26 protein-coding genes are annotated in these 26,929 nt (G+C 62.1%); 17 read left to right on the forward strand and 9 right to left on the reverse strand.

Going from position 1 to position 26,929, the window contains the following annotated elements:
- Positions 1-9: 9 nt before the first annotated feature.
- On the reverse strand, positions 10-819 hold the full coding sequence (locus BWR18_RS10625; RefSeq protein WP_076628103.1) for a lytic transglycosylase domain-containing protein: 810 nt from the start codon (positions 817-819) through the stop codon (positions 10-12).
- Positions 820-1,187: 368 nt separating this feature from the next.
- Between BWR18_RS10625 and BWR18_RS10630 the strand changes: the two genes are divergently transcribed.
- The 17 genes from BWR18_RS10630 to BWR18_RS10710 all read left to right on the forward strand — a co-directional run bounded on the left by BWR18_RS10630 (position 1,188) and on the right by BWR18_RS10710 (position 18,185).
- Positions 1,188-1,391 (forward strand): Flp family type IVb pilin, encoded by a 204-nt coding sequence (locus BWR18_RS10630; RefSeq protein WP_076628105.1) that lies wholly within the window; start codon positions 1,188-1,190, stop codon positions 1,389-1,391.
- Between the two features lie 100 nt (positions 1,392-1,491).
- A complete protein-coding gene (locus BWR18_RS10635) occupies positions 1,492-1,674 on the forward strand; it encodes a hypothetical protein (protein ID WP_076628106.1) in 183 nt (60 codons plus the stop codon).
- A 197-nt stretch (positions 1,675-1,871) separates the two neighbouring features.
- Complete coding sequence (cpaB, locus tag BWR18_RS10640; protein ID WP_076628108.1) at positions 1,872-2,729, forward strand: Flp pilus assembly protein CpaB; 858 nt, start codon at positions 1,872-1,874, stop codon at positions 2,727-2,729.
- Positions 2,730-2,926: 197 nt separating this feature from the next.
- Positions 2,927-4,354 carry a type II and III secretion system protein family protein gene (locus BWR18_RS10645; RefSeq protein ID WP_076630251.1) on the forward strand — a complete coding sequence of 476 codons (1,428 nt, stop codon included), beginning with the start codon at positions 2,927-2,929 and terminating at the stop codon, positions 4,352-4,354.
- Positions 4,355-4,364: 10 nt separating this feature from the next.
- Positions 4,365-5,030 (forward strand): OmpA family protein, encoded by a 666-nt coding sequence (locus BWR18_RS10650; protein WP_076628109.1) that lies wholly within the window; start codon positions 4,365-4,367, stop codon positions 5,028-5,030.
- 231 nt (positions 5,031-5,261) lie between these two features.
- Positions 5,262-6,500: an AAA family ATPase gene (locus tag BWR18_RS10655; protein ID WP_076628111.1), complete on the forward strand. Its 1,239-nt coding sequence runs from the start codon at positions 5,262-5,264 to the stop codon at positions 6,498-6,500.
- Positions 6,501-6,523: 23 nt separating this feature from the next.
- Positions 6,524-7,960, forward strand: a complete 1,437-nt coding sequence (locus tag BWR18_RS10660; protein WP_076628112.1) for a CpaF family protein — start codon at positions 6,524-6,526, stop codon at positions 7,958-7,960.
- Between the two features lie 12 nt (positions 7,961-7,972).
- Positions 7,973-8,938, forward strand: a complete 966-nt coding sequence (locus BWR18_RS10665; RefSeq protein WP_076628114.1) for a type II secretion system F family protein — start codon at positions 7,973-7,975, stop codon at positions 8,936-8,938.
- A gap of 11 nt (positions 8,939-8,949) precedes the next feature.
- Positions 8,950-9,930: a type II secretion system F family protein gene (locus BWR18_RS10670; protein ID WP_076628116.1), complete on the forward strand. Its 981-nt coding sequence runs from the start codon at positions 8,950-8,952 to the stop codon at positions 9,928-9,930.
- A 92-nt stretch (positions 9,931-10,022) separates the two neighbouring features.
- Complete coding sequence (locus BWR18_RS10675; protein WP_076628117.1) at positions 10,023-10,592, forward strand: tetratricopeptide repeat protein; 570 nt, start codon at positions 10,023-10,025, stop codon at positions 10,590-10,592.
- 108 nt (positions 10,593-10,700) lie between these two features.
- On the forward strand, positions 10,701-11,564 hold the full coding sequence (locus BWR18_RS10680) for a tetratricopeptide repeat protein (protein WP_076630252.1): 864 nt from the start codon (positions 10,701-10,703) through the stop codon (positions 11,562-11,564).
- A gap of 6 nt (positions 11,565-11,570) precedes the next feature.
- Complete coding sequence (locus BWR18_RS10685; protein WP_076628119.1) at positions 11,571-12,068, forward strand: prepilin peptidase; 498 nt, start codon at positions 11,571-11,573, stop codon at positions 12,066-12,068.
- A gap of 77 nt (positions 12,069-12,145) precedes the next feature.
- Positions 12,146-13,453 carry an ATPase gene (locus BWR18_RS10690; protein WP_076630253.1) on the forward strand — a complete coding sequence of 436 codons (1,308 nt, stop codon included), beginning with the start codon at positions 12,146-12,148 and terminating at the stop codon, positions 13,451-13,453.
- Positions 13,450-14,241 carry an NAD(P)-dependent oxidoreductase gene (locus tag BWR18_RS10695; RefSeq protein ID WP_076628121.1) on the forward strand — a complete coding sequence of 264 codons (792 nt, stop codon included), beginning with the start codon at positions 13,450-13,452 and terminating at the stop codon, positions 14,239-14,241. The genes BWR18_RS10690 and BWR18_RS10695 overlap by 4 nt, the downstream gene beginning before the upstream one ends.
- Before the next feature lie 312 nt (positions 14,242-14,553).
- Positions 14,554-16,992 (forward strand): ligase-associated DNA damage response DEXH box helicase, encoded by a 2,439-nt coding sequence (locus tag BWR18_RS10700; protein ID WP_076628122.1) that lies wholly within the window; start codon positions 14,554-14,556, stop codon positions 16,990-16,992.
- A gap of 117 nt (positions 16,993-17,109) precedes the next feature.
- A complete protein-coding gene (pdeM, locus tag BWR18_RS10705; RefSeq protein WP_076628124.1) occupies positions 17,110-17,781 on the forward strand; it encodes a ligase-associated DNA damage response endonuclease PdeM in 672 nt (223 codons plus the stop codon).
- On the forward strand, positions 17,778-18,185 hold the full coding sequence (locus tag BWR18_RS10710) for a PaaI family thioesterase (RefSeq protein WP_076628126.1): 408 nt from the start codon (positions 17,778-17,780) through the stop codon (positions 18,183-18,185). Before pdeM ends, BWR18_RS10710 begins: the two co-directional genes overlap by 4 nt.
- 24 nt (positions 18,186-18,209) lie before the next feature.
- Here the strand turns inward: BWR18_RS10710 and folD are convergent, their stop codons facing one another.
- The 8 genes from folD to pal all read right to left on the reverse strand — a co-directional run bounded on the left by folD (position 18,210) and on the right by pal (position 26,876).
- Positions 18,210-19,112 carry a bifunctional methylenetetrahydrofolate dehydrogenase/methenyltetrahydrofolate cyclohydrolase FolD gene (gene folD, locus BWR18_RS10715; protein WP_076628127.1) on the reverse strand — a complete coding sequence of 301 codons (903 nt, stop codon included), beginning with the start codon at positions 19,110-19,112 and terminating at the stop codon, positions 18,210-18,212.
- 19 nt (positions 19,113-19,131) lie between these two features.
- Complete coding sequence (locus tag BWR18_RS10720) at positions 19,132-19,605, reverse strand: hypothetical protein (protein WP_076628129.1); 474 nt, start codon at positions 19,603-19,605, stop codon at positions 19,132-19,134.
- Positions 19,606-19,713: 108 nt separating this feature from the next.
- Complete coding sequence (locus BWR18_RS10725; RefSeq protein WP_076628131.1) at positions 19,714-21,390, reverse strand: formate--tetrahydrofolate ligase; 1,677 nt, start codon at positions 21,388-21,390, stop codon at positions 19,714-19,716.
- 174 nt (positions 21,391-21,564) lie between these two features.
- Positions 21,565-22,164 (reverse strand): MOSC domain-containing protein, encoded by a 600-nt coding sequence (locus tag BWR18_RS10730; RefSeq protein ID WP_076630254.1) that lies wholly within the window; start codon positions 22,162-22,164, stop codon positions 21,565-21,567.
- A 98-nt stretch (positions 22,165-22,262) separates the two neighbouring features.
- Complete coding sequence (ftsH, locus tag BWR18_RS10735; protein ID WP_076628132.1) at positions 22,263-24,179, reverse strand: ATP-dependent zinc metalloprotease FtsH; 1,917 nt, start codon at positions 24,177-24,179, stop codon at positions 22,263-22,265.
- A gap of 77 nt (positions 24,180-24,256) precedes the next feature.
- Positions 24,257-25,504 (reverse strand): tRNA lysidine(34) synthetase TilS, encoded by a 1,248-nt coding sequence (tilS, locus tag BWR18_RS10740; protein ID WP_076628134.1) that lies wholly within the window; start codon positions 25,502-25,504, stop codon positions 24,257-24,259.
- Positions 25,505-25,507: 3 nt separating this feature from the next.
- On the reverse strand, positions 25,508-26,332 hold the full coding sequence (locus BWR18_RS10745) for a tetratricopeptide repeat protein (RefSeq protein WP_254684842.1): 825 nt from the start codon (positions 26,330-26,332) through the stop codon (positions 25,508-25,510).
- 22 nt (positions 26,333-26,354) lie between these two features.
- A complete protein-coding gene (pal, locus tag BWR18_RS10750; RefSeq protein WP_076628138.1) occupies positions 26,355-26,876 on the reverse strand; it encodes a peptidoglycan-associated lipoprotein Pal in 522 nt (173 codons plus the stop codon).
- Positions 26,877-26,929 lie beyond the last annotated feature (53 nt).

A 26,929-nucleotide genomic window follows, 5' to 3' on the forward strand; every position in this document is an offset into this window, starting at 1 on the left:
CCGGGCACGTCAATTCATGGCGGCGAACACGCAGCCATCGGTCACAAGTTCCGGCGGCGTAATACACAACCCCTTGGCCACCTGAAACGTCGCCAGCACCTTCGGCACATAATCCCGTGTTTCGGAATACGGAGGCACGCCAGCGTGGCTTTTCACGGCTCCCTCGCCCGCATTGTAACCCGCAAGGACCAGCACCGGATCACGGTCGAACCTGTCCATCAACCAGTCGAGATACTTGACCCCGCCAGTGATGTTCTGCTCGGGCAGAAAGCTGTCCTTGACCCCGAAGCGATCGGCGGTCGCAGGCATCAGCTGCATCAGCCCTTGCGCACCCGCGCTGCTCGTGGCGTCGACACGCCCCGCGGACTCGACCATCATCACGGCAAGGACCAGCGCAGGCGACACATCCGTGCCGATCGTCGCCTTGAGGATCTCGACCCCCTGGGCCTGGGCGAGCGTTTGCATCTGTTGCAACCGCGGCACCGGCACCGGCTGTTTGGCCCGGGCAAGCGCACGCAGCGCCTGGTCCAGGCGCCCCGGCCCGGCCTGATCCAGCGCCGGAGAGACGTCATTCCAGAACCAGTCAAAGCGCGTTGAGGGCGCGCTTGGCGCGACCGCTGGACTGCCGGGCGGGACAGCCGCCGGTTCGGCTTCCGGGGCCTCCGGTTCGATCTGCACGGTGATAAAGCGTTTTGAACCCGGCTTCGGCGGCTTGACCCGTTTGGCCGAAAAGTCCTTGAACGGCGGCGGGTCTTGCGCGGCGGCGCTCCCAAAGGACAACGCCAACGCCGTCAGGGCGACAACGGACAAACGAACCATAGGACTGCTCTCGATCTGCGCCCGCTCTTTTGGCGGACATCGCAGCAAATATTGCAGAAATCGGCGTTTCAGGCCAGTCCGAGGGTTTAGAAAATGGCAAAGCTGCCACATTTGCAGTCCGGATTAACGAAAATTACACGAATTACATACCACGCTTCAAATTTTTTTTATATTTTTCAGCATGTTACTAATTTTCCGCAAAAAAATTCGAGGGCGACGCGAAATCCCCAATAACCCGCCAAATTCGTGCCCCAATCCCCCGACTATATAGCGGCATACCAAGTCGGACACGGGCCAGAGAGAGAGTGGCCCACCAAGGCTGGCAAGGTTGAAACGCAAATCTACTGATCCTTTGGAGGGACAAAATCATGATCAAGTTCATCAAAAACTTCCGCAAAGACGAAAACGGTGCCGTGACGGTTGACTGGGTTGTTCTGACCGCAGCCGTGGTTGGCCTGGCAATTGCTGCTTACGGCTCGATCTACTCCGGTGCATCCGACCTGACCGCAGCCACCGAAACATTCCTGGACGGCCAGACTGTTGGCTCCATCGGTATCCCTGCTGCCGAATAATATTCAGGCGTAACCGTCTGATGACAGGGGCCGTGACCATATCCGGACACGGCCCCTTTTTGCACCCAAAGACATTACAGTGTCGTTAAAGAGGTCCGCCATGAACCGTTTCCTGACCACTTTCAAAACCAGCGAACGCGGTGCGGTCACTGTAGATTGGGTTGTGTTGTGTGCCGCCGTTGTCGGTCTCGCCATCGCGGTCATTTACGGCATGAATTCCGGCACGCTGGCGATAGCGGGCAACGTGGACACCTATCTCGAAAGCCAGTTCTTCACCGAATAAATCCCGGGTTCCAGATACAGCGAAACACACAATAGCCTGCCGCAGATCGTGGTGGGCCTTCTGCGTCTGGCGACAGGTCACACCGGTTGCCCCTGACCTTCCTCACCTCTTCCCACAAATCGCCACAATCTGCTGTCAGGCAGGTCGCAAGAGGTTCCGTCCGATCCGGACAGGAATCCTATCAATGAGGTGCTGAAATGCGAATGGTATTTGGATTGGTTTTGCTGGCTGGGATCGCCCTGGCAGGTGGCGCCGTGTACATGGCCAAGAATTACATCGGGCAATATCAGACGGCGTTGGCTGCCGAACGGGCCCAACGTGACAAGATCGTGCCAACCGTCCCGATCTACGTGGCCGAGCGTCAATTGAAATACGGCGAGGCGCTGACCCAAGAGGACGTGCGCAAGGTCGATTGGCCCGAAACTGCTCTGCCCGAAGGCGCATTCACAACCGAAAACCCCCTCTTTCCCGAGGGCGTGACCGCACAGCGCGTCGTGCTGCGCACAATGGAAAAGAACGAAGCGATCCTTGCTGTCAAAGTGACCAAGCCCGGCGAAGAGGCGGGGCTGACCTCACGTCTTGAACGGGGTATGCGGGCATTTGCCATCCGTGTGGACGTGGCTTCGGGCGTGTCCGGCTTCCTGCGTCCCGGTGACCGGGTCGATGTCTACTGGACAGGCCGCGTGGGCAAGGACCTTGGCGGCGCACGGGGCGAAGTGACCAAGCTGATCCAACCCGCAATCAAGCTGATCGCAATCGACCAGAATGCAGCTGGCGATCTGGACGGCGCAACAATCGCGCAAACAGTAACCGTCGCCGTTGCCCCGGCCCAGGTTGCCAAGCTGGCCCAGGCGCAATCGACAGGTCGCCTCTCCCTGTCCCTTGTCGGGGCCGAAGATGACACGGTCGCAGGCGCCATCGAAGTGGACCAACGCGCCCTGCTCGGCATCGAAACCAAAGAGGTCAAGGTCGAGATTGAAGAGGAAAAGACCTGTTCAATACGGACCCGTCGCGGGGCCGAGGTCGTGCAGATCCCGATCCCCTGCACAAACTGATCCCTCGTTTTCAAGCACTTATGCCCGGCGTCACCTTTGGTGGCGCCGGTTCCATATGTCCCCCTGTTGCTTGTTATCCACATAAAAGAATCACCTGAAGTCGTTGATTCTTGCAAAAAAATCCAAACTGCCGCATGGTGCTTAAAACCGCGGGCACCAAGACCCGGCACAGAGGCGTGATCAAAAAGGCAGGTCACATGAACATTGACGGAATTTTCAAAGCGGCCCTGCTGGGGCTGTGTTTTGCTGCAGGTCCCATCGCGGAAACCGCCCAGGCGGAAAACCTGCGGGTGGTGCGCAAATCGACCGAAGCCACGCTGAACGTGCCGATGAATCGCGCGGTCGTTGTGGAAAGTGACACGGCATTCGCCGAACTGAGCATCGCGAACCCCGCGATTGCGGATATCTCGTCCTTAAGTGACCGCACGATCTATGTGCTGGGCAAGGCCCCCGGCCTGACAACCCTGACGCTGCTGGATGGCAACGGGCGCCTGATCACCAATGTGAACGTGCGGGTGTCGGCGGATATCTCGGAATTCAAGGAACGGCTGCGCCAGATCCTGCCCGGCGAAAAGATCGAAGTGCGAACCGCCAATGACGGTATCGTGCTGTCGGGCATCGTATCTTCCGCGTCGCGCCTGCAACGCGCGCTCGACCTTGCTGAACGCTACGCCGAAGGGCGCGTCAGCAACCTGATGAGCGTCGGCGGCATCCAGCAGGTGATGCTCAAGGTGCGTTTTGCGGAAATGAACCGCTCTGTGTCGAAATCGCTCAGCTCGTCGCTGTCGCTTGGCGGCACGATCCTGTCGGGTGACGTGGGCCTGAGCGGTGGTAACGGCACAACGGTCGGCCAGGCCGCGATCACCAATACTCTTGCGGGCAACGTGCCAGCCTCGAACGCCAATGCGGGCGCGATCCTGTTCGGCTTCAACGCGGGCAACACCCAGGTGGGCCTGTTGCTGGAAGCCCTTGAAACCAAAGGCGTTGTGCGCACACTGGCGGAACCGAACCTCGTGGCCCTCTCAGGGCAAGAGGCGCGCTTCCTGGCAGGCGGCGAATACCCCGTCCCCGTCGCCCAGGAAGACGGCGTGATCACGATTGAGTTCAAGCCATTCGGCATCCAGCTCAACTTTATCCCGCGCGTCGTCGACAAGGACCTGATCAACCTGGAACTTGAGGCGACGGTGTCCGACATCGACCCGACAAACGGCATCACGGTTGACGGCTTTACGGTTGACGCCTTCAGCGTCCGCGAAACGGCGACCACGGTGGAACTGCGCGACGGTGAAAGCTTTGCCATCGCGGGCCTGTTGGAAGACAACTTCATCGACAACAACAACCAGCTGCCCTGGCTGGGCGATGTGCCGGTACTGGGCGCGCTCTTCCGCTCGGCCTCGTATCAGCGGGACCAGTCGGAGCTGGTGATCATCATCACCGCGCACCTTGTTTCCCCCGTTCGCGGCGACGCCCTGGCGCTGCCCACCGACCGGATCAAACCGCCAAGCGAACGGGATCTGTTCCTTTATGGCCGCACTGCCGCCGGCACGCGCGCCCCGAAACAGGGTGCTGCGGGCGAGGTTGCCAAACAGGACTTCTCCGGCTCATATGGCTACGTGTTGGACTAAGGACAGGGTCATGAAACCGATTTTCACCGTTGCAGTGGCAGGCACCCTCGCCCTTGGCGCCTGTGGCCCGTCCAACGACCCGGTCTACACACAGTTCTACCGCGAAGCGGGCTCTTTGGTGGACACCGGCCAATTCGGCAACGCGACGGCCAACAACACCCTGCTATTGACGGGCGAACGCCAATACACCTTTGATTTGGCCCAACGTTTCGCGTCCGAGGTTGGCACGACAGTCAACTTCGCCTTCAACTCATCACAACTGGATGCAGGCGCACGCGATGCGCTGCGCGAACAGGCGCTCTGGATCCGGCAGTTCCCCGAAATCCGCTTCCGCGTCTACGGACACACCGACGCGGTCGGCTCTGCCGCCTACAACAAACGGCTTGGCCTTGCCCGCGCGAACGCGGTCGTACACTACCTGACGACCCAAGGCATCAGCCGGTCCCGGCTCGAAGCGGTGGCGTCCTTTGGCGAAACCCAACCGCTGATCGTCACGCAGGGCCGCGAACGCCGCAACCGCCGCACCGTGACCGAGGTCAGCGGCTTCGTGAAATCGCATCCCACCGTGCTGGATGGCAAGTACGCGCAGATCATCTACCGCGACTATGTCGAGTCCGGCGTCGCCCGCACAGGGCTGACCGGCAATAGCGGCAGCGAGTTCCAAACCGGCGAATAAACCCGCAAAAATTATGTGAAGGGTCCGCAGACAATCATGTCCGCGGACCCTTTATCGTTTTGAGATACCAAACAATTGGAGTTTTTTGGCCCAAATCTCGCCTGAATTCGCTGCGACAACTCCCCCGAGGACACCTATGCTCGGTGAAAACAACCGGGCGAGAGCGCCCGCCCCACCTGCTGAAACAGCATTCCAGGGGGGCACGCTCTTTGAACAAAGGGAAAGTGGGCAATGAGCAGCGTAATGCCACAACCGGAAACGGCCCCGATCACGGCCTGCACCATCAGCCGCGATGTGCAGAATTTCGACCTGTTGATCGAGGATATGGAACACGCACTTGGGGAATCATGGGGCGATCTCGGCTTTGCGGAGGCGTTGGCCTTCTTCAACCAACCCGAAGCCGAAGCGATGGAATTCGTGGCCCTTGCCCTGGACGAAGAGGATGAGGAAAACCTTGTCCTGTTGGGGGAGATCATCACGCAAGCAAAGTCGCGCGGCATCAAGGTCATTCTGATTGCCGAGGATGTGACGCCCGCCGCCCTGCATCAGTTGTTGCGTCAGGGTGCGGACGAATTTGTCCCCTACCCTCTGCCCGAAGGTGAATTGCAGCAGGCCATCGACCGGCTGCAAGCTGCAGCACATCCGCAGCCCGCAGACACGGACCGGACCGCAAACCTCAAGTCCGGTGTAGACAAGCAGGGCGCGGTGTTCGTCTGCCACGGCGTCGCGGGTGGCACCGGTGCCACCACGCTGGCCGTCAACCTCGCCTGGGAACTGGCACTCCTGTGCGAGGGCGAAACCCCGTCGGTCTGCCTTCTCGACTTCGACATGCAGTTCGGCACCGCCTCCACCTATCTCGACCTGCCCCGCCGCGAGGCCGTGTTCGAAATGCTGTCGGACACCGAAAGCATGGATGAAGAGATCTTTGGCCAGTCCCTCCTCACATTCGAGGAAAAGCTCCAGGTGCTGACCGCCCCGTCGGACATGATCCCGCTGGACCTGGTCACAGCCGAAGACATCAGCCGCATCGTTGAAATGGCCCGTGCGCATTTCGACTATGTGGTGATCGACATGCCCTCAACCCTCGTGCAGTGGACAGAAACGGTCCTGACGGCCGCACATCTCTACTTCACCACGCTCGAAATGGACATGCGCTCGGCGCAGAACGCGCTGCGCTTCAAACGCGCCCTGCAATCCGAGGAACTGCCCATCGAAAAGCTGCGCTATGTGTTGAACCGCGCGCCGAAATTCACCGATCTGGGCGGCAAGGCGCGGGTCAAGCGCCTGTCGGAAAGCCTCGACATCTCGGTCGAGGTGCAATTGCCCGACGGCGGCAAGCCGATCAGCCAGGGCGCCGACCACGGCGTGCCGCTGGCCAGTTCGGCCACCAAGAACCCGCTGCGCCGCGAAATCGCGAAGCTCGCAGCCTCCATTCACGAACTCAGCGAGGACCACGCCAAAGCGGCGTGATCCGACAATCCGGGGGTCTCTCGATGTTTTCCAAATACAAAAAAGCCGCGCCAAAACCGGCCGCGCCCGCACCCGAAGAAAAGGTCGCGGAACTGCCAAAGGCCGACGCACCGAATAAAATCGCGCGCAAGGCCAATCCGTCGGCCAAGCCCGCAACCGTCACCCCCATGGACAAGGAACGCAAGCGCAAGGAGCGGATGGGCGAGATCAAGCTCGAACTGCACCGCGCGCTTCTGGACAACCTGAACCTCGCGGCCCTCGAACACGCCAGCGAACAGGATCTGCGCCAGGAAATCAGCGCCATCTCGACCGAGGTGCTGACGGAAAAGAACATCATCCTCAACCGCGAGGATCGCCAGACCCTCAACCAGGAACTTTTTGACGAAGTCACGGGCCTCGGCCCGCTCGAAACGCTGCTGAAAGACGAAAGCGTCAACGATATTCTTGTCAACGGCCCGCAACAGATCTTTGTAGAACGGTCCGGCAAGCTGGAACTCACCGACATCACGTTCAAGGACGAACGCCACCTTTTGCGCATCATCGACAAGATCGTGAGCGCCGTCGGTCGTCGTGTGGACGAATCGAACCCCTATGTCGACGCCCGTTTGCAGGACGGATCCCGCTTCAACGCCATGGTGCCGCCCGTCGCGGTCGACGGCAGCCTCGTTTCCATCCGGAAGTTCAAAAAAGACAAGCTTGGCATCGATGATCTGGTCAATTTCGGCGCGTTTACCGAAGAAATGGCTGCATATTTGCAAGCCGCGGTCGCCACACGCCTCAACGTGATCGTGTCTGGCGGTACCGGTTCGGGTAAAACGACCACGCTCAACGCGCTGTCATCCTTCATCGACAACGCCGAACGCATCCTGACAATCGAGGACACCGCGGAACTCCAGCTGCAACAGACCCATGTGGGCCGCATGGAAAGCCGCCCGCCCAATGTCGAGGGCAAGGGCGAGGTCTCGCCCCGCGACTGTCTGAAAAACGCCCTGCGGATGCGTCCCGACCGCATCATCGTGGGTGAGACACGGGGCGAGGAAGTGATCGACATGCTCCAGGCCATGAACACCGGCCACGACGGGTCGATGACCACAATCCACGCCAACTCCGCCCGCGACGGCGTCTCGCGGCTTGAAAACATGATCGCCATGGCGGGCATCGAAATGCCGATCAAGGCGGTCCGGTCCCAGATCTCGTCGGCCGTGAACCTGATCGTGCAAGCCTCGCGCCTGCAAGACGGGTCCCGCCGCATGACTTCCATCACCGAAATCACCGGGATGGAGGGCGACGTCATCTCCATGCAGGAAGTGTTCCGCTTCCAGCGCGTGGGCCTGACGCCCGACAACAAGATCATCGGCCATTTCACCGCCACCGGCGTGCGCTCGCACTATTCCGAACGCTTCCGCCTCTGGGGCTACGACCTGCCCGCGTCGATCTACGAACCCGTCGCGGCACAATAAGGAACCGAAGATATGAGCGCAGAACCAATCATCTACGGCCTGATCTTCATCGGCGTCCTCGTCCTTGTCGAGGGGCTGTACCTCGTGGCCTTCGGCAAATCCATCAGCCTCAACAGCCGCGTGAACCGCAGGCTCGAAATGCTGAACAAGGCCGGCGGCCGACGCGAGGAGGTGCTGGAACAGCTCCGCAAGGAGATGCAGCAGCACATGGGCGCGCGGTCCATCCCGCTTTACTCGCTGCTCGCGGAAAAGGCGCAAAAGGCGGCCATCGCCTTCACCCCGCAACAACTCATCCTGATCATGGCCGGTCTCTCGGTCGTGGCCTTCATCGGGCTCAGCGTCGGAACAGACACCGAAACACCGGTGCGCATCCTGCTCTCGGTCGGCATCGGCATCGGCGCGGTGTATTTCTGGGTCTCGTCAAAGGCGAACAAACGCCTCAGCATGCTCGAAGAGCAGTTGCCGGATGCCGTTGAGCTCATGGTGCGCTCACTCCGCGTGGGCCACCCCTTCAGCTCGGCCATCCAGATCGTGTCCAAAGAGGTCAAGGATCCGCTGGCCTCGGAATTCGGACTGATCTCGGACGAAGCCGCCTTTGGCCGCGACGTGGGCGAAAGCCTCAAGGACATGGCCGAACGGCTCGACATGCAGGATCTGCGCTTCCTGTCCGTCGCCGTGACGATCCAGCAGCAATCGGGCGGTAACCTCGCTGAAATCCTGGCCGGTCTGGCCAAGGTGATCCGGGCGCGGTTCCGTCTCTTCCGCCGGGTCAAGGCGATCACGGCCGAGGCGAAGTGGTCAGGCAAGTTCCTGTCGGCCTTCCCCATCGTGGCGCTGATCGTGATCAACGTGACCGACCCGAACTACTATGACGACGTGCGCGACCACGCCTACTTCATCCCCGCCTGTATCGCGGTGGGCCTGTTTCTGGGTGCCAACCTGATCGTGATGCGCATCCTGACCAACATCAAAGTGTAAGGAACCGAACGATGGACGCCCTGCTGCAACCGATGACAGACATCCTTGGCCCGCTCGGGCCAATCGTGATTGCCGGTGTGCTTGGCCTGATGATGATCGTGATCGTCGTGATCATGATGCTCAAACAGCCCGAAGACCCCCTGACCAAGCTGAAAAAGGCGGAAAAGGGCGTGGTCACCACCGGCCCGCAGAAAGAGCGGCTGCGCCAGGGCGCGCGCAACGAACAGCTTGAACGGTTCTCGAAATTCCTCGAACCCGAGGATGTCGAAGAGATGTCCAAGCGCCAGCTTCTGCTGCGCCAGGCGGGCTACCAGTCGCGCGACGCGGTGCGCATGTTCCACGCCGCTCAATTCATCCTTGGCGTTGCCGGTCTGCTCCTCGGCATCGTCTACACCAACTTCGTCGTTGGCACGGACAACATGAGCACCCAGAAGATCATCATGTTCACGCTCGGCCCCGGCGGCATCGGCTATTACATGCCGCAATACTGGGTGAACAAGCGTGTCGGCAAACGGCAAGAGGAGATCACCCAAGGATTCCCGGACTCGCTCGATATGCTGCTGGTCTGTGTGGAAGCGGGCCAATCGCTGGATCAGGCAATCAACCGCGTCGCGCTCGAACTGCAAGCCTCCTACCCCGCGCTGGCGCACGAGTTTTCGGTCGTCAGCTACGAGATGAAAGCGGGCAAGGACAAGGTCAACGTTCTGAACGACATGGGCGAACGCTGCGGCGTCCAGGACGTGTCCAGTTTCGTGACCGTGCTGATCCAGTCGTCCAGTTTTGGTACGTCCATCGCCGAAGCGCTCCGAGTTTATGCGGGCGAAATGCGCGACAAACGCGTCATGCGCGCCGAAGAAGCAGCCAACAAGCTGCCCACAAAGATGACGCTGGCCACCATGATGCTGACGGTACCGCCCCTTCTGCTGATCCTTGTGGGTCCTTCCGCACACGGTATCACGCAATTGGGCAACCTGAACACGCTTGGCAACTAGGCCCGCGCCCCAACCCGTGCTACAGGTGCTGCACCACGCGACCGTACGGTCCGCGCGGTGCAGTCAATTCAAGCAACGTGGCAACGCCCACCATGATCACAGGCATGCGGGTCGCTCTGGCCCTGATCCTCGCATTCGCAGTGTCCGCCTGTGGTGAGCCGCGCATCGACGCCTCCCAGACCGGCCCCTTCGCACCGGGCATCGACCGGCGCGCACAGGGCGTCGACGGGGTCGAGGTGGGCCACCGCCTGATCGCCGCGGGCGAGTTTGAACTGGCCATCCGCTCGTTCAACCGCGCAGCACTGGACCGGGGCGGCTTTGATGCCGAAATCCTGTCAGGGCTCGGGACAGCCAACCTGGGTCTCGGCCGTCTCAACCAGGCCGAAAAGCTCCTGCGCCGTGCCACGACAGAATACGACCCTTACCCCGAGGACCTCAACAACCTCGGCGTCGTGCTGATGGAACGGGGCGAGACGTTCGAAGCAATCCAGATCTTCCGCCGCGCCTTCGCCCTCGATGACGGAGAAAGCACACTTATTCGGGATAATTTACGCTTAGCACTCGCAAAATCCGAAAATTCTGATACCGTGCCCGTCAATGAGAGCCAGTATAAACTGGTCCGTCGAGGCAGCAGTGACTTTCTGATCCGCACTGCATCTTGATTTGCCCACTCTGGGGTGGGCCCGAGGCTGCGCTGTTTGGCGTGTTGAAAAGGGATGCGACCGGGCAGCACAAGCACGGCGCGAACGAGCAGGAAAAAGGACGCAAACATGCGCCACTCCGTGATTTTGGCCGTCTCACTCGCAGGCATGACGGCCCTTGCTGCGTGCGGTGAGAAAAACGCCGACGAAACCGTCGAACGCGCGTTCCAGGACGTGAACGTCGTGGACGAAAGCAACCTCAGCGACGTGATGCTGACCGTGGCCGACCCGAACGAGGCGGTCGCCTACTTCAATCGCACGGTCAAGGAAAACCCCGACCGCATCGACGCGCATCGCGGCCTTGCCACCAGCCTCGTCCGCGCCAAACGCTATACCGAAGCGACCTCGGCCTATGCCAAGCTGGTCGAGATGAACGGCGTCACCAATGATGACCGCGTCGATTATGCCGACGCCCTCCTGCGCGCAGGCGACTGGGCCCGCGCCGAGGAGGAACTGGACAAGGTCCCGCCCACGGTCGAGACCTTCAAACGCTACAGGCTCGAGGCGCTCATTGCCGACAGCAACCAGGAATGGAAGAAAGCGGACAGCTTCTACGAAACCGCCGTGGGCCTGACGACACGGCCCTCCGGCGTGCTGAACAACTGGGGCTATTCCAAGCTGACACGCGGCGATTTCAAGGAGTCCGAACGGCTCTTCACCGACGCGATCCGGCAGGACCCCAGCCTTTTCACGGCCAAGAACAACCTGATCCTCGCCCGCGGCGCCCAAGGGAACTACGCCCTGCCCGTGATCCCCATGGACCAGACCGAACGCGCGCAGCTTCTGCACACGCTGGGCCTCGCCGCCGTGAAACAGGGCGATCTGCAAACCGGCAAGGGGCTCTTGCGCGACGCCATCGAAACGCACCCCCAGCATTTCGAGGCCGCCGTGCGCTCGCTCCGCGCGCTCGAAAACAACGTCTCGAACGGGTAATCTGACATGGCACTCTCGGCCTCGGTCGCGCTGTGGTTTCTGCCATTGCTTGTCCCGCTTTGCTTCTATGTGGCCTACACGGACCTGGCAGAGATGCGGATCACCAATCCCACGGTCCTGACAATGGCCGCGGTCTTCGCCGTGATGGGCCCGTTCCTCTACCCGTTCGACGCATATCTGTGGCAACTCGCATATCTGGGCATCGTGCTGGTGGCGGGCATCATCCTGAATGCCGCAGGCGCGATGGGGGCCGGTGACGCCAAATTCCTCGCCGCCGCCGCCCCCTACGTCGCCCTGGGCGACATCCGAACGCTCATGGCGCTCTTTGCCGCCGTCCTGCTGGCGGCCTATGCCGCGCACACCATCGCCAAGCGGACACCCCTGCGCAACTTCGCCCCCAACTGGGCCAGCTGGAGCCAGGAAGGCCGCAAATTCCCCATGGGATTCGCCTTGGGCCCCACACTCGCGATCTACCTGTGCCTTGCCGCCTTGTACGGGTCTTGACCCTTTGAGGTCATAATTTGGCCGAACTGCTGCGTTACGTCAGACAAAACGAAACGCAGCAGAACACAGGCCACCCCATGAACATTCAAGTCTCGGACGTGATCGCGCCTCCGGCGCCCAAACGGTTGCAGGACATGAAACTGCCCGTCGTCATGATGCGGGACATCCTGCTGAAAACCATGTTCCGCAAGAATCTCGACATGGTCTCGGACCTCAGCGAGGCGATGTGCCTGCCCATCCCCGTCGTGCAGGAACTGATCGACATGTGCCGTGACCAGCGGCTGATGGAGGCGACGGGCACGCTCAACGCCAACAACGGCAATGAAATGGGCTACCAGCTTACCGACGGCGGCAAGGCGCGCGCGCTCGACGCGCTGGCCCAGTCCGAATATTTCGGCGCCATGCCCGTCCCGCTCGACGTCTACCGCGAACAGGTCAAACGGCAATCCATCCGCAACATTCTGGTCACACGCCAGCAACTGGTGGGCGCCATGGGCCACCTCGTCCTGCCCGATGACCTCCTGGACCAGCTTGGCCCCGCCGTCTCCGCAGGCCGTTCGATCCTGATGTACGGCCCCCCCGGCAACGGTAAATCCTCCATCTCCAACGGCATCCGCGACGCGCTCGGCGACAATGTCTATGTGCCCCGCGCCATCGAATACGCGGGCCAGGTGATCACCGTTTATGACCCCATCGTGCACATCCTCGCCCCCGAGGACGCCCAGGACCCCACCGCGCTCCGCCGCGTCACGCCCTATGACAAACGCTATGTCAAATGCGAACGGCCCACGGTGATTACGGGGGGTGAACTCAGCCTCGACATGCTCGACCTAGTCTACAACCCCACGGCACGGACCTACCAGGCCCCACTGCAACTCAAATCCACCGGCGGCATCTTCATCGTGGACGACCTTGGCCGTCAGGCCGAACCGCCGCAGGCACTCGTGAACCGCTGGATCGTCCCGCTCGAAGAAGCCAAGGACATCCTTGCCCTGCAATCCGGCGAAAAGTTCGAGGTGCCTTTCGACACGCTCGTCGTCTTCTCGACCAACTTCCACCCCAACGAAATCTTTGACCAGGCCGCCCTGCGCCGGATCTTCTTCAAGATCAAGATCGACGGCCCGAACCAGGCAAACTTCCTCAAAATCTTCGCCATGGTGGCCAAGAAAAAGGGGATGGCCCTGAACGAGGACGCGCTCGTTCACCTGCTCAAGGTCAAATACCCGACCATCGACAACGTCTATGCCAACTACCAACCGAACTTCCTGGTCGACCAGATGGTCGCCATCTGCAATTTCGAAGGCATCCCCCTGCAAATGCGCCCCGACCTGATCGACCGGGCCTGGGCCAACATGTTCGTCAAGGACGAGCAGATCGTCAAATGATCGGGCTCGCGGGCTGTGGGCGCATGGGGCTGCCGATGCTGGCCGCCCTGCATGATGGCGGCGTGGACGCCATGGGTTTCGATCTGGTGGACCCCGGCCTGCCCCATGTCACCACCAACATCATGGGATTTGCGCCACGGCTCGAAACCCTGTTTTCGGTCGTGCGGGACGAGGCTCAGACAAACGCGCTCCTCTTCGACAGCCAGAACCTCATGGGCACGGCGCCCAACCTGAACCGCATCTTCATCTGTTCGACCCTGTCGCCGCGCTATGTGCGTGGCCTGCGCGACCGCATCCCCGACCACATCACCCTGATCGACGCGCCCATGTCCGGCGCCGTGATCGCCGCCGAAAACCGCACGCTCAGCTTCATGCTGGGCGGTAACGATCAGGACATCGCCGACGCCACCCCGATGCTCGCCCTGATGGGAACCAACTTCCATCATATGGGCGGCTTCGGCGCAGGCATGCAGGCCAAGGTGCTGAACAACCTCCTTGCCGCCTCGCATACCGCCATGACGCGCCTGGTCCTCGACTGGGCGGATGAGGCCGGGCTCGACACCAACCACCTCCTGAACCTGATCGAAACGTCATCGGGCCAGAACTGGCTCGCCTCCGGGTTCGAGACAATCGAGTTCGCCAAACACGGTTACGCGCCCGACAATTCCATCGGCATCCTGGTCAAAGACGTCTCCGCCGCCCTCGACGCCGCCCCCGACGGCGCCGATACATCGCTGCCCAAACAGGTGCAGGCCACCATCCGCGCCCTCAAGCCCCGGACATCGTAAACCCAAAGGCCGGGCGTCAGCCCGATGTCCCGGCCCCTGCGCAACGCACGCTGCGTTAACCCCCGTCGCGCGTGTGCCAAACGGTGCACGCGCGGTGCACAGGTTGTGCACAGTCTGTGCATCGTGGTTTTAGCCCTTAACCTCTTTGAATATCTCGTAAATCCCCCCTCGAATCGCACGTCACCCCCTCCTCCGACCAGACCCCGTTTTCGGGACGTCCGTCCTTCTCTGGTTCCAAAGACTCCTGAGTGTATGGGCGCTGGCCCCCATCCCGCACTTCCCACCGGCGCAGCACCCGCTACATTGCGCGCCATGGCCATCCTCCCCCACATCTTCACCGACTGGTTCGCCTCCAAGGGCTGGTCCATCCACCCCCACCAGCAAGACATGCTGGACCGCGCCGACGACCCGGCCCTCCTGCTCATCGCGCCCACGGGGGGCGGCAAGACCCTCGCCGGCTTCCTGCCCACCCTCGCCGATCTGACCCAGAACGACCACGCGGGAATGCACACCCTGTACATCTCCCCGCTCAAGGCGTTAGCCGCTGATATCAAACGAAACCTTCGAACACCCGTCGAAGAAATGGGCATCGATATCCGGATCGAGGACCGCACCGGCGACACCTCCCAAACGCAAAAGAAACGCCAACGCGCCGACCCGCCGCACATCCTGCTGACAACACCCGAAAGCCTCGCGCTGCTCACCAGCTACGAAGACGCGCCGCGTATGTTCGCAGGCCTCAAGCGGGTGATCGTCGACGAAATCCACGCGCTGGCAGAATCGAAACGCGGCGACCAGATGTTCCTCGCCCTGTCGCGCCTCCAGGCCCTCCGTCCCGACCTCAAACGCGTGGGCCTCTCGGCCACGGTCGAGGACCCCGCCGCCATTGCCCACCTTCTCGCCAAGCATCCCGACCCCTGCGACATACTCCATGCTGACCCCGGCCCACCCCCCGACATCAAGATGTTGGTGACGGACGAGCCACCCCCTTGGTCCGGCTCAGGCGGTAAATACGCCATCCCGGCGGTTCTGGAAGAGGTCAAGAAACACAAGACCACCCTCATCTTCCACAACACCCGCGCCCAGGCCGAGCTTTACTTCCACAACATCTGGCTCGCCAACGAAGACCAGCTGCCCATCGGCATCCACCACGGTTCCCTCGACCGCCAGCAGCGCGAAAAGGTCGAACAGGCCATGGTCGACGGCCATCTCAAGGCCATCGTCTGCACCGGCACGCTGGATCTGGGCATCGATTGGGGCGACGTGGACCTGATCATCCAGGTCGGCGCCCCCAAGAACGTCAAACGGCTCGTCCAGCGCATCGGGCGCGCCAACCACCGCTACAACGCCCCGTCAAAGGCGCTGCTGGTCCCCGCCAACCGCTTCGAAGTGGTCGAATGCGTTGCCGCCCTCGATGCCGTGCACGCAGGGGCGCTTGACGGCGATCCGCGCGGCCCCGGCCCCCGCGACGTGCTCTGCCAACACATCCTGATCCGCGCCTGCGCAGGTCCGTTCGATGCGGGCGCCCTCTTTAACGAAATATCAACCACAGGCGCTTATACGTCACTGTCACGCGCCGAATTTGACGCGTGCCTCGATTTCTGCGCCACCGGCGGCTACGCATTGCGCGCCTACGACCAGTGGAAACGGCTGCAACAGCGCCCCGACGGGCAATGGCAGTTGCGCGACCCGCGCAGCGCGTTGCGCATCCGCATGAACATCGGCACCATCCAGGACACCGACACGGTCAAGGTGCGCTGGAAAGGCCGCGGCGGCAAACCCCTGGGCGAGATCGAGGAAGGCTTCGCCGCAACACTGACCCAAGGCGACACGTTCCTTATCGGCGGCCAGATCGTCCGCTACGACTCCTTGCGCGAAATGACCGTTCAGGTGACCCGCGACGCGGCGAAGAAGCCCAAGATCGCCACCTTCCTCGGCACCAAATTCGCCACCTCCACCCAGCTTTCCCACCGCATTATCGAGATGTTTCAACAGGATAGCTGGCCCGCCCTGCCCCCGCACACCTCAGACTGGCTGACCCTCCAACGCGAGGTCAGCCGCCTGCCCGAACCGGGCCGCCTGCTCATCGAAAGCTTCCCGCACGACAACCGCATCCACACTGCCGTCTACGGCTTTGCGGGCCGTAACGCTATGCAAACACTGGGACTTCTCCTGACGAAACGGATGGAAGAGACGGGCCTCAACCCCCTGGGCTTCCTGGCAACAGACTACGCCACCCTGATCTGGGGCCTCGACAAGATCACCGACCCGGCCCCCCTTTTCGACATCGACGCGCTCCGCAACGGCCTCGACACCTGGCTTGCCGGCAACGCCGTGATGAAACGCACCTTCCGCGCCTCGGCCACCATCGCGGGCCTCATCGAACGCAACCTGCCTTCGAACCGCAAGACCGGACGCCAAGCCACCTTCAGCTCCGACATCCTCTACGACACGCTCGCCAAATACGACCCCGACCACCTCATGCTGCAAATCACACGGCAAGAGGCGATGCGCGGCCTCGTCGATTTCGGCCGGATCGAAGAGATGTGCGCCCGCATCGGCACCCGCATTGACCTCATCGAACACAGCCGCGTCACCCCCCTCGCCGCCCCGCTGATGCTCGAAGTGGGCCGCGTCCCCATCAAGGGCCTCGCCGAAGAAAAACTCCTCGCCGAAGAAGCCGAACGCCTCATGACGACCGCAGGCCTCCCGCCGGAACCCAAGAAGAAAGAATGGCGCGTCCCCTTCTAACCCCTTCTTCTCTTGAAAAATACGGCGGGGGGATCGCCGTCAGGCGATTGGGGGCAGCGCCCCCGAAATCGTAAGGCGCATCTTGATGCGCCACGCGCGCACAGCTATGAACAAAATATGAACACCTGCGATCTCTCCCTCGCCAGCGCTGCGCTCAAGGCGTTCGGCTCCGGCGCCCTCTACTGGCCCGACCAGGCCCTCCTCTGCGTCTCCGACCTGCATCTGGGCAAGGCCGAACGCATCGCCCGCCGCTCCGGAACCCAGCTTCCCCCTTACGAGACGCGCGACACGCTCACACGCCTCGCGGCCGACCTCGACACGACGAACGCCCGCACCGTCATCTGCCTCGGCGACAGCTTCGACGACCTCACCGCCGCCCGCAGCCTGCCCGAAGACGAACGGCTCTGGATCGCGCGCCTGCAGGCGGGCCGACGCTGGATCTGGATCGAGGGCAACCACGACCCCGGCCCCATCGAATTCGGCGGCACACATCTGGCTGAACTGACCCTCGGCCCGCTCACGTTCCGGCACATCGCCGAACCGGGCGCAACAGGCGAAATCTCGGGCCACTACCACCCAAAGGCGACGCTGCAGACGCGCGCCCGCGCCATCTCGCGCCCCGCCTTCCTGATCGACAGTGACAAGCTGATCCTGCCCGCCTACGGCACCTATACCGGCGGCTTGCGCAGCCACGACCACGTCCTGACAAACCTGATGCGCCCGGACGCCTCCGCCATCCTGACAGGCCCTCGCCCCGTGCAGGTGCCCATGCCCCGAGGGGCCGCATGAAGACCCGGATCGCCTCCAGCTTTGCCCGGCAAAGCATGATGCAGACCTTCGGCGCGATGCTCGACGACGTCAGCAAAGGTCACGTGACAATCTCCGCCCCCATCCTGCCCGGCAGCCGCCAGCAACAGGGCTTTGCCCACGCCGCCCTCACCTTCGGCATCGGCGACAGCGCCGCAGGCTACGCGGCCCTCACCACGATCCCCGAGGATCAGGAGGTCGTCACGGCAGAGATCAAGATCAACCTGATCGCCCCCGCCACGGGCGAGCGGCTGATAGCAAAGGGCCGGGTCATCAAGCCCGGCCGCCGCCTTATCGTGGTCACGTCAGAGGTGTTCGCTCTGCAGGACGGCAGCGACACCCTCGTTGCCATCCTTCAGGGCACCATGGTCCCCGTAAATCTGTAAGGCGGAGGCGTCCTCCGCCCCGGCTCAAGCCGTCAACCCTTCCGGCTCGGCCAGACCATTGGCCCGGCAGCACGCCGTCACGGTGTTGGCCAGCAAACACGCAATCGTCATCGGCCCCACACCGCCCGGCACGGGCGTGATGGCCCCGGCAACCTCGGCGCAGCTTTCATAGTCGCAATCGCCCACAAGCCGCGTCTTGCCCTCACCCTTTTCAGGCGCGTTGATCCGGTTGATGCCCACGTCGATCACGGTGGCACCCGGCTTGATCCAATCGCCCGTCACCATCTCGGGCCGACCCACAGCGGCCACAACCACATCCGCCCCGCGCACCACGTCCTGAATGTCCTTCGTCCGCGAATGGGCAATCGTCACGGTGCAACTGTCACCCAGCAGCAACTGCGCCATGGGCTTGCCCACGATGTTCGATCGACCAATCACCACGGCATTCAGCCCGGACAAAGACTCGTGATGATCCCGCAGCATCATCAAACAGCCCAGCGGCGTACACGGCACCATCGACTTCTGCCCCGTGCCCAACAGACCCACGTTCGAGATATGAAACCCGTCCACATCCTTGGCGGGATCAATCGAATTGATGACCAGATCTTCGTTCAGGTGCCCCGGCAGCGGCAACTGCACCAAGATGCCGTGGATCTCGGGATCGGCGTTCAGCGATTTGACAACCGCCAGCAGGTCTTCCTCGGATGTCTCCGCATCAAGCCGATGTTCGACACTCTTCATACCGACCTCAACGGTCATCTTACCCTTGGACCGGACATAAACCTGGCTCGCCGGATCCTCGCCAACCAGCACAACGGCCAAACCGGGGGTAATGCCATGGTCCTCTTTCAGACGCGCCACATGATCGGCCACCTGGCCGCGCACCTTGGCCGCAAAGGCCTTTCCATCAATTACAGTCGCGGTCATGCGGGTCCAGTCTCCTTGATTATCGGACGAAGTTCACCTGATGCGCCCAGGTCTCGCCATCGCTGACCACCAGCGTGTCGAATTCCATCAGTTGCAGCAGATCGAAAAAGGTCGCTACGAATTGCAGCTCTTGCGCGCGAAAGAAATCGTTGTTGCGCATGTTGGATGTCATCTGCGCCAGCACGGCGCGGGCGCGAAACAGGGTCGAAAACACCTCGTCATCCAATGCGATGACATTCAGATGCTTGGCATCCTCGCCCTTCGCAAAGAACACGAAACGCGGGCTTTCGGGGGCGGCCAATTGGGCGACGGTCAGGTTCGTCACGAATTCTACCCGCACCCCCTTGCTCGATTGCGGCGCCTCCCGGATCACGCGCGTGAACTCCTCGGTCGAGGTCACATTGGGGTAGTAATACCCCTCGTACCGTTCCTGGGCATGGGCGGCTGTCGTGACGAAAACAAGGGCGGCAATCAAGGCAAGCAATCTGGTCATGGGTCATCCTCCAAGTGATGGAGATACGCTGACCGCGCAGGCGGCACCGGGTCAATCGGGTTTCGGCCCCGTCATCGCAATGTGACAGGGCCGAGAGGTGATTTTGGCTCAGAACAGCCCTTCGATCTGGCCCTCATCATTCAGCATGATGTTTTCGGCGGACGGCACGCGCGGCAGGCCCGGCATGGTCATGATCTCACCGCAGACGGCCACGACGAACCCGGCACCCGCGCTCAGACGGACCTCACGCACCGGCACCGAATGGCCCGTGGGCGCACCGCGCAGGTTCGGATCGGTCGAGAATGAATACTGCGTCTTGGCCATGCAAACCGGCAGATGGCCATAGCCCTGCTCTTCCCACAGCTTCAACTGGTCGCGGATTTTCTTGTCCATCAGCGCCTCGTCCGCGCGGTAGATGCGCTTGGCGATGGTCTGGATCTTCTCGGCCAGCGGCATCTCATCCGGATAGATGGGCGAGAAGTTGGCGGTGTCGGCATCCGCCAGTTCCGCCACCTTCGCCGCCAGATCAGCCGACCCTTCGGAGCCCAGTTCCCAGTGCCGCGACAGGATGGCCTCGGCCCCGTGCTCCGCCACATACTCCTTGATCGCCTGTACTTCGGCGTCCGTGTCAGTAACGAAGTGGTTGATGGCCACGACCACCGGCACGCCAAAGGATTTCAGGTTCTCGATGTGACGGCCCAGGTTCGGGCACCCGGCTTTCACAGCCTCCACATTCTCGGCGCCCAGATCGGCCTTGGCCACGCCACCGTTCATCTTCATCGCACGCACGGTGGCCACACAGACCACAACCGACGGGGCGAGACCCGCCTTGCGGCACTTGATGTTCATGAACTTCTCGGCGCCCAGATCGGCGCCAAAGCCCGCTTCGGTCACCACGTAGTCCGCCAGTTTCAGGGCCGTAGTGGTCGCGATGACAGAGTTACAGCCATGCGCGATGTTCGCGAATGGGCCGCCATGCACAAAGGCCGGGTTGTTTTCCAGCGTCTGCACCAGGTTCGGCTGCATCGCGTCCTTCAACAGAACGGTCATGGCCCCATCAGCCTTGATATCGCGCGCAAAGACGGGGCTGCGATCCCGGCGGTAGGCCACGATCATATCACCCAGCCGTTTCTGCAGATCCTGAAGGTCCTTGGCGAGACACAGGATCGCCATAACCTCGGACGCGACGGTGATGTCAAAGCCCGCCTCACGCGGGAAACCGTTGGCGACACCGCCAAGCGACGCCGTGATCTGGCGCAGCGCCCGGTCGTTCATGTCGACAACGCGGCGCCACACGACGCGGCGGGTGTCGATCTCGAGGCTGTTGCCCCAGTAGATATGGTTGTCGATCATCGCCGACAGCAGCGAGTGGGCAGAGGTGATGGCATGAAAGTCACCCGTGAAGTGCAGGTTCATCTCTTCCATCGGCACGACCTGGGCATAGCCGCCACCCGCGGCCCCACCCTTCATGCCAAAATTCGGGCCCAGCGACGCCTCGCGGATACAGACGCAGGCATTCTTGCCGATGTGGTTCAGACCGTCGCCCAGACCCACGGTGGTCGTCGTCTTGCCCTCACCCGCAGGGGTCGGGTTGATGGCCGTCACAAGGATCAGCTTGCCGTTGTCGCGGTCCTGCACCGAGTTGATAAAGGATTGCGACACCTTCGCCTTGTCATGGCCGTAGGGCAGCAGGTCACCACTGTCGATGCCCAGCTTGGCCCCGATCTCCTGGATCGGCTTCTTGTTCGCCTCGCGCGCGATTTCGATGTCGGATTTATAGGCCATGGTAGCTCCCCGCAGTCCTGGATTGGGCACGTCTGTCGTGGCCTGCATACAGGCGCATGCCTAGGGTCCATGCGCGCGATTCCGACATTTTGGACGATGCGAGCGGCCCAATTGGGACCGAGGGTTTCATTTCGGAAACGGCAGGGACAGGTGCGAAACCTGCGACCTGCCCGGTCAACCTGCCCGCGCCGCCTCCAGATGGGGCCAGACGGGCTGGTCCGGCACGTGCAATGTCAGCACATCGCCCACGGCCAACCGTCCTCCATGCTCGACCCATGCCGTCACGCCGCGCCGTCCCTTTGCCGCCGGTTTGTACCGCTTGCCGAACCCTTCCGCCTCTGCCTCGATCTCCTTGCCGGGATAGATGCAGGGACGGTTTTCGATATCAATCGCGATGCCCACACCGCTTGCCGACATCAGGCGCGAGGCGGGCGGCACATGGGTGAAATCGGGAATGCCCTCAATCACCAGCGACGCGCCGACCCACGCCGGTTCAATCCGCTCCAACCCCATGGCCGCCGCCGTCGCGGCCAATTCCTCGGCGCTCACAATCGACAGTTGCCGCGTGTTCCGGATCTCGGTGCCCGGCGTGTACTGGCTCCGCACTCGGCTACAGGACGGGCGCGTCGCTCCACCGTGATCTTCGCCCGGAAACCCATCCAAAGTTACCTCAACCGCCTCGACCGGTTCAGCGCGCAGGCTGACCGCACGACTGGCGACAAAGCCCAACCATGTGATGGTCGCAGCAAAAGATGTGGGTTTCAGCGCGGGCATGATCGTGACCTTTTCAAATTCTTGCACCGCGCACTAAAAGGCCCCGCACGCGGCGGGGCCAATGACTTTTTGTGACGCTGATTTCAGCAGATGGAATGTCAGGTCGGTTCCGGCTCCATCCCGCCATCGCCTGTCGGACCAGACTTTTTCTTGGCCTTGGGGATTGCGGTCAGGCTGGGCTTCTTGTCCTCGACCTTGGACCCACCCTCGTCATCATCCGGCGCGCTTGGGGGATCGCCGCGCATCACGCGCTCGATCTCTTCGCCGGTCAGGGTCTCGTATTCCAGAAGGCCTTGCGCCAGACGCTCGAACTCTTCCTGGTTTTCCTCGATGATCTTGCGCGCCAGCTCGTAGCCATCCTGGATAAAGCGCTGCACTTCCTGCTCCACCAACTCCTTGGTGTTGGCCGAGACAGAGAAGCCCGCCGTGTTGCCCTGGTAGCCTTGAGCGGCTTCGGAATAGTCGATGTTCCCGACCTTGTCCGACATGCCCCATTGCAGGACCATTGCACGGGCCAAGGCCGATGCTTGCTGGATATCGCCCGCAGGCCCGTTTGACACCTGATCCTCACCGTATTTCAGGATCTCGGCCGCCTTGCCCGCCATGGTCATGGCCAGACGCTGGTGGCATTCGTCCTTGAACATGTTCAGACGGTCCATTTCAGGCAGGCTCATCACCATGCCCAAGGCGCCGCCGCGCGGAATGATTGTCGCCTTGTAGACAGGATCGCATTTGGGCAGCAGGTGCCCGACCAGCGCGTGCCCGGCCTCGTGATAGGCAGTCATTTCCTTCTGTTCGGGTGTCATGACCATGCTGCGACGTTCGGGGCCCATCATGACCTTGTCCTTGGCGCTCTCGAAATCGACCATTGTGACGAAACGGCGGCCCACACGGGCGGCCATCAGCGCCGCCTCGTTCACAAGGTTAGCCAGATCAGCACCCGAGAAACCGGGCGTCCCGCGCGCAATGATGCGAAGATCAACGTCAGGGCCCAGAGGGGTCTTGCGGGCGTGCACGCCCAGGATCTTCTCGCGGCCCTTGATGTCGGGATTGCCCACCGTGACCTGACGGTCAAACCGGCCTGGACGCAGCAGCGCAGGGTCCAGCACGTCCTTACGGTTGGTGGCCGCAATGATGATCACACCTTCATTGGCTTCGAAACCGTCCATCTCGACCAGCAGCTGGTTGAGGGTCTGTTCGCGCTCGTCATTTCCGCCGCCATAACCGGCGCCACGATGGCGACCCACGGCGTCAATCTCGTCGATAAACACGATACAGGGCGCGTTCTTTTTGGCCTGCTCAAACATGTCACGGACACGGGACGCACCTACACCCACGAACATCTCGACAAAGTCAGAGCCGGAGATGGTGAAGAACGGCACGCCAGCCTCACCCGCCACAGCACGGGCCAGAAGCGTCTTACCGGTGCCCGGAGGGCCCACCAGCAGCGCACCCTTGGGGATCTTACCGCCCAGGCGCGAAAATTTCTGCGGATTGCGCAGGAACTCGACGATCTCGTCCAACTCGTCCTTGGCCTCGTCAATGCCCGCCACGTCGTCAAAGGTCACGCGCCCATGCTTTTCGGTCAGCATCTTGGCCTTGGACTTGCCAAAGCCCATCGCACCGCCTTTGCCGCCGCCCTGCATCCGGTTCATGAAATAGACCCAGACGCCGATCAGCAGCAGGAAGGGCAGAAGCGAGATGATGAATGTCTGGAAGCCGGACTGCTGTTGCGGCTCGACCTGCACGGGCACTTCGTTTGCGATCAACAGATCGGTCACGGCCGCGTCTTCGGGCTTGATCGTCACAAACTCTTCGGACCCGCGGCGAAAGCGCACCTGCTCGCCATCCAACGTGGCTGACGTCACAGTGCCGTCCTCGACCGCGCTCACGAACTCGGAATAAGTGATCTCGCGGCTTTGCAGCGTGTTGCCCGACCCGCCAAACAGGTTGAACAGCGCGAGGATCAGCAGAAACAGTACAACCCAAAAGGCGATATTACGTGCGTTTCCCAAGGAAAATCTCCTGATTATACCGGCGCACGACCTCTGCGCGCACCGTTTCATCTAAGATAGCCATGCGGCGCACATGTTCAATGAGATAAAAGTGCGGCGAAAAAGGCATCCTTCCCGCCATCAAGCTCTGCGCTCCATTCGTCATCGAACCCGACAAAGGGGGCGGCGACCAATACGTCATTGTACCAGACGGCTGGGGACGCGGCGAGGGCTGCGCGCGGCAGGCCGATCTCGCGCCAGCCGTCGATGTCGGCAAGCGCCTCATATCCCAGCGGGCGCACCTCAAGGTCGGGGTCGTCTTCGGGGCCCGTGATCAGCCAGCGGTCGTCCCACATGTCGCCCACTTCGCACACCATGTCCTTGACCGCGTTCAACTCGCGAAACACCCAGATCATGCCGTTTTCGACGCTGACCTGACAGCCATTCAGCGTCGCAGTCTGACCCGTGCGCACGGCGGCGATGGCGCGTGCGACAGGATCCCTGCGCGGGGGGTAAATGTGCTGAGATGTCCAAGTCAGCGTGTGCACCATCAGACGCCGCGCGATCTCCTGCGGCAACAACCGGAACTTGGCCAGATCAATCGCGATGACGCCATGCACCACCTGCGCCATGTCCTGCGCCGCCAGAAAGGTTTGCCAATCAAGGGCTTCGCGGCTGCGCGCCATGTGGTCGGCCACCTCGACCAGCGTTTCGGCCGTGATGCCCAGCGTGCCCAGGATTGTCAGCGCATCGCGCACGCGCACCCGTTCAAACTGGCGCGACTGGTTGCTGGGGTCCTCGCACCACGCGATCTGTGCGGCCCGCAAATAGTTGCGCAGCGCCGACCGTTCGATCGCCAGAAACGGGCGCACCCACGTAATGCCATGACGGATCCGCCGGGCGGCCATCGCGCTCAACCCATCGACACCCGCACCGCGCGCCAGGCGCATCAAAAAGGTCTCGGCCTGGTCATCTGCCGTATGCCCCAACGCCACGATCCCGATCCGGTGGGCATAGGCCCAGTCGGCGATCAGCTCGTATCGGGCATCGCGGGCCGAGGCCTGCATGTTGCCCTCCCCGTCCCAGCCGGTCCAATATTCCACGTGATGCGCCAGGTTCCAGCGCGAGCATAAATCCGTGACAAGGGCGATCTCTTCCTTCGCACCGTCCCGCAAACCATGATCGACCGTGATGACATGCAGCTCGACGCCATTGTCGCTGCAATAATGCGCAAGGGCCACCATCAGGGCGACCGAATCCCCGCCGCCCGACACCGCGACACCCATTTTAGCAGGCGGCGCAGCACCCATCTGCGCCTCGATTGCGGCGATCAGCGGGGCCAGCATCGCTCAGGAACAGCCGATGTTCTGCATCGCACCTTGCGCATCAGAAATCACCGGCGCGCCGGGAAAGCGCACGCCAACCTCAGCCAGGGTCACGCAGGCTTCCTGCGTCTGGCCCAACCGGCCCAACGCTGCCCCCAGCTTATAAAGCGCCTCGGCGGCGAGCGGTCCCTCAGGCGATAGGGTAAAGGCGGACAGATAGGCGCGCGCGCCCTCACGCACATCGCCCAGACCCTCCAGCGCATCGCCGCGCCGTACCTCGGCCTCTACGGCGAGCGGCCCGCCCGGGTAGGTCTCATTAAAGGTCGCAAACTGGTCTGCGGCGGCGCGAAAGTCACCGGATGCGAGCGCCTCCTGCGCCCGCTCAAAATCCGCAGCCTCCTGCGTGGCCAGTTGCGGAACATTCGGCGCGGGCGCTTGCGGCGCAGCGGGTGTGGTCGCTGGCGCCTCACCCCCGCCCAGAACAGGCGTATCGCCAAGGGCGGCGATGTCGCAGCCAGGTTCCAACTCGCACAGACGAAACTGCAGATCGCCAACGCGGTTCGTCCCATCGGTCACGACGGAATTGATCCGGAACTCCAGCTGTTCGGTCTTGTCGGTCAGGCGGCGCAACTCGCGCTCAATCACGTTAACGCGGTCCAGCACGGTGCCCGCACCGGTGACACCGCCCGACACGCCACCGGTCGTCGACAACTCGCGCTTCAGGCGCTGCACCTCGGTGTTCAGCACGATCAGCTCCTGCCGGATATCGGCCAACGTCTGATCTTGCGCCAGCGCAGGTGCGGCTACGGCCAGCGCCAGCGCAAACCCCACAATAAACCGTTTTCCCACAGACATGCCCCTTACCGTTACCCTAGCTGGTCAACCCACCGGCCAGCACCGTAACAGCCCTGCGGTTCTTGGCATAGCAGGCTTCTTCGCTGCACACCTCAATCGGGCGCTCCTTGCCGTAGCTGACGACCTGCAAGCGGCCCGGCTGCACACCTTGGCTCACCAAATAGGCACGGGCGGCATCAGCGCGGCGCGCACCAAGGGCGAGGTTGTATTCCCGCGTGCCCTGTTCATCCGCGTGGCCTTCGATCACTGCGGTGAAATCGGCGTTCTGCAACAGCCACACGGCCTGCCCGTCCAGCGTTGCGCGGCCCTCGGGCGTCAGCGTGGACTGGTCAACGGCAAACAGCACCCTGTCACCCACAGCCTGCTGGAAATACGCAGGCGAAGCGGGATCGGATGCGCTGCCCGGCACCACGCCGCCAGCGGCCCCATTTGCAAACGGGTCATTCCCTGCACCGGCACCGCCCAGGCGGGCCGGATCGGTACAGGCGGCGACACCCAGCGCCGCACACAGCATCAACATTGACGTTCTCAGTTTCATGGCCTCTGCCTCTTTGGTTGTCGCGCCGCTCTGACGGCATCTTATGTTCAGAC

Origin of the sequence: Tateyamaria omphalii, from assembly GCF_001969365.1 — a bacterium.
In the GTDB taxonomy this organism is placed as follows: Bacteria; Pseudomonadota; Alphaproteobacteria; order Rhodobacterales; family Rhodobacteraceae; genus Tateyamaria; species Tateyamaria omphalii_A.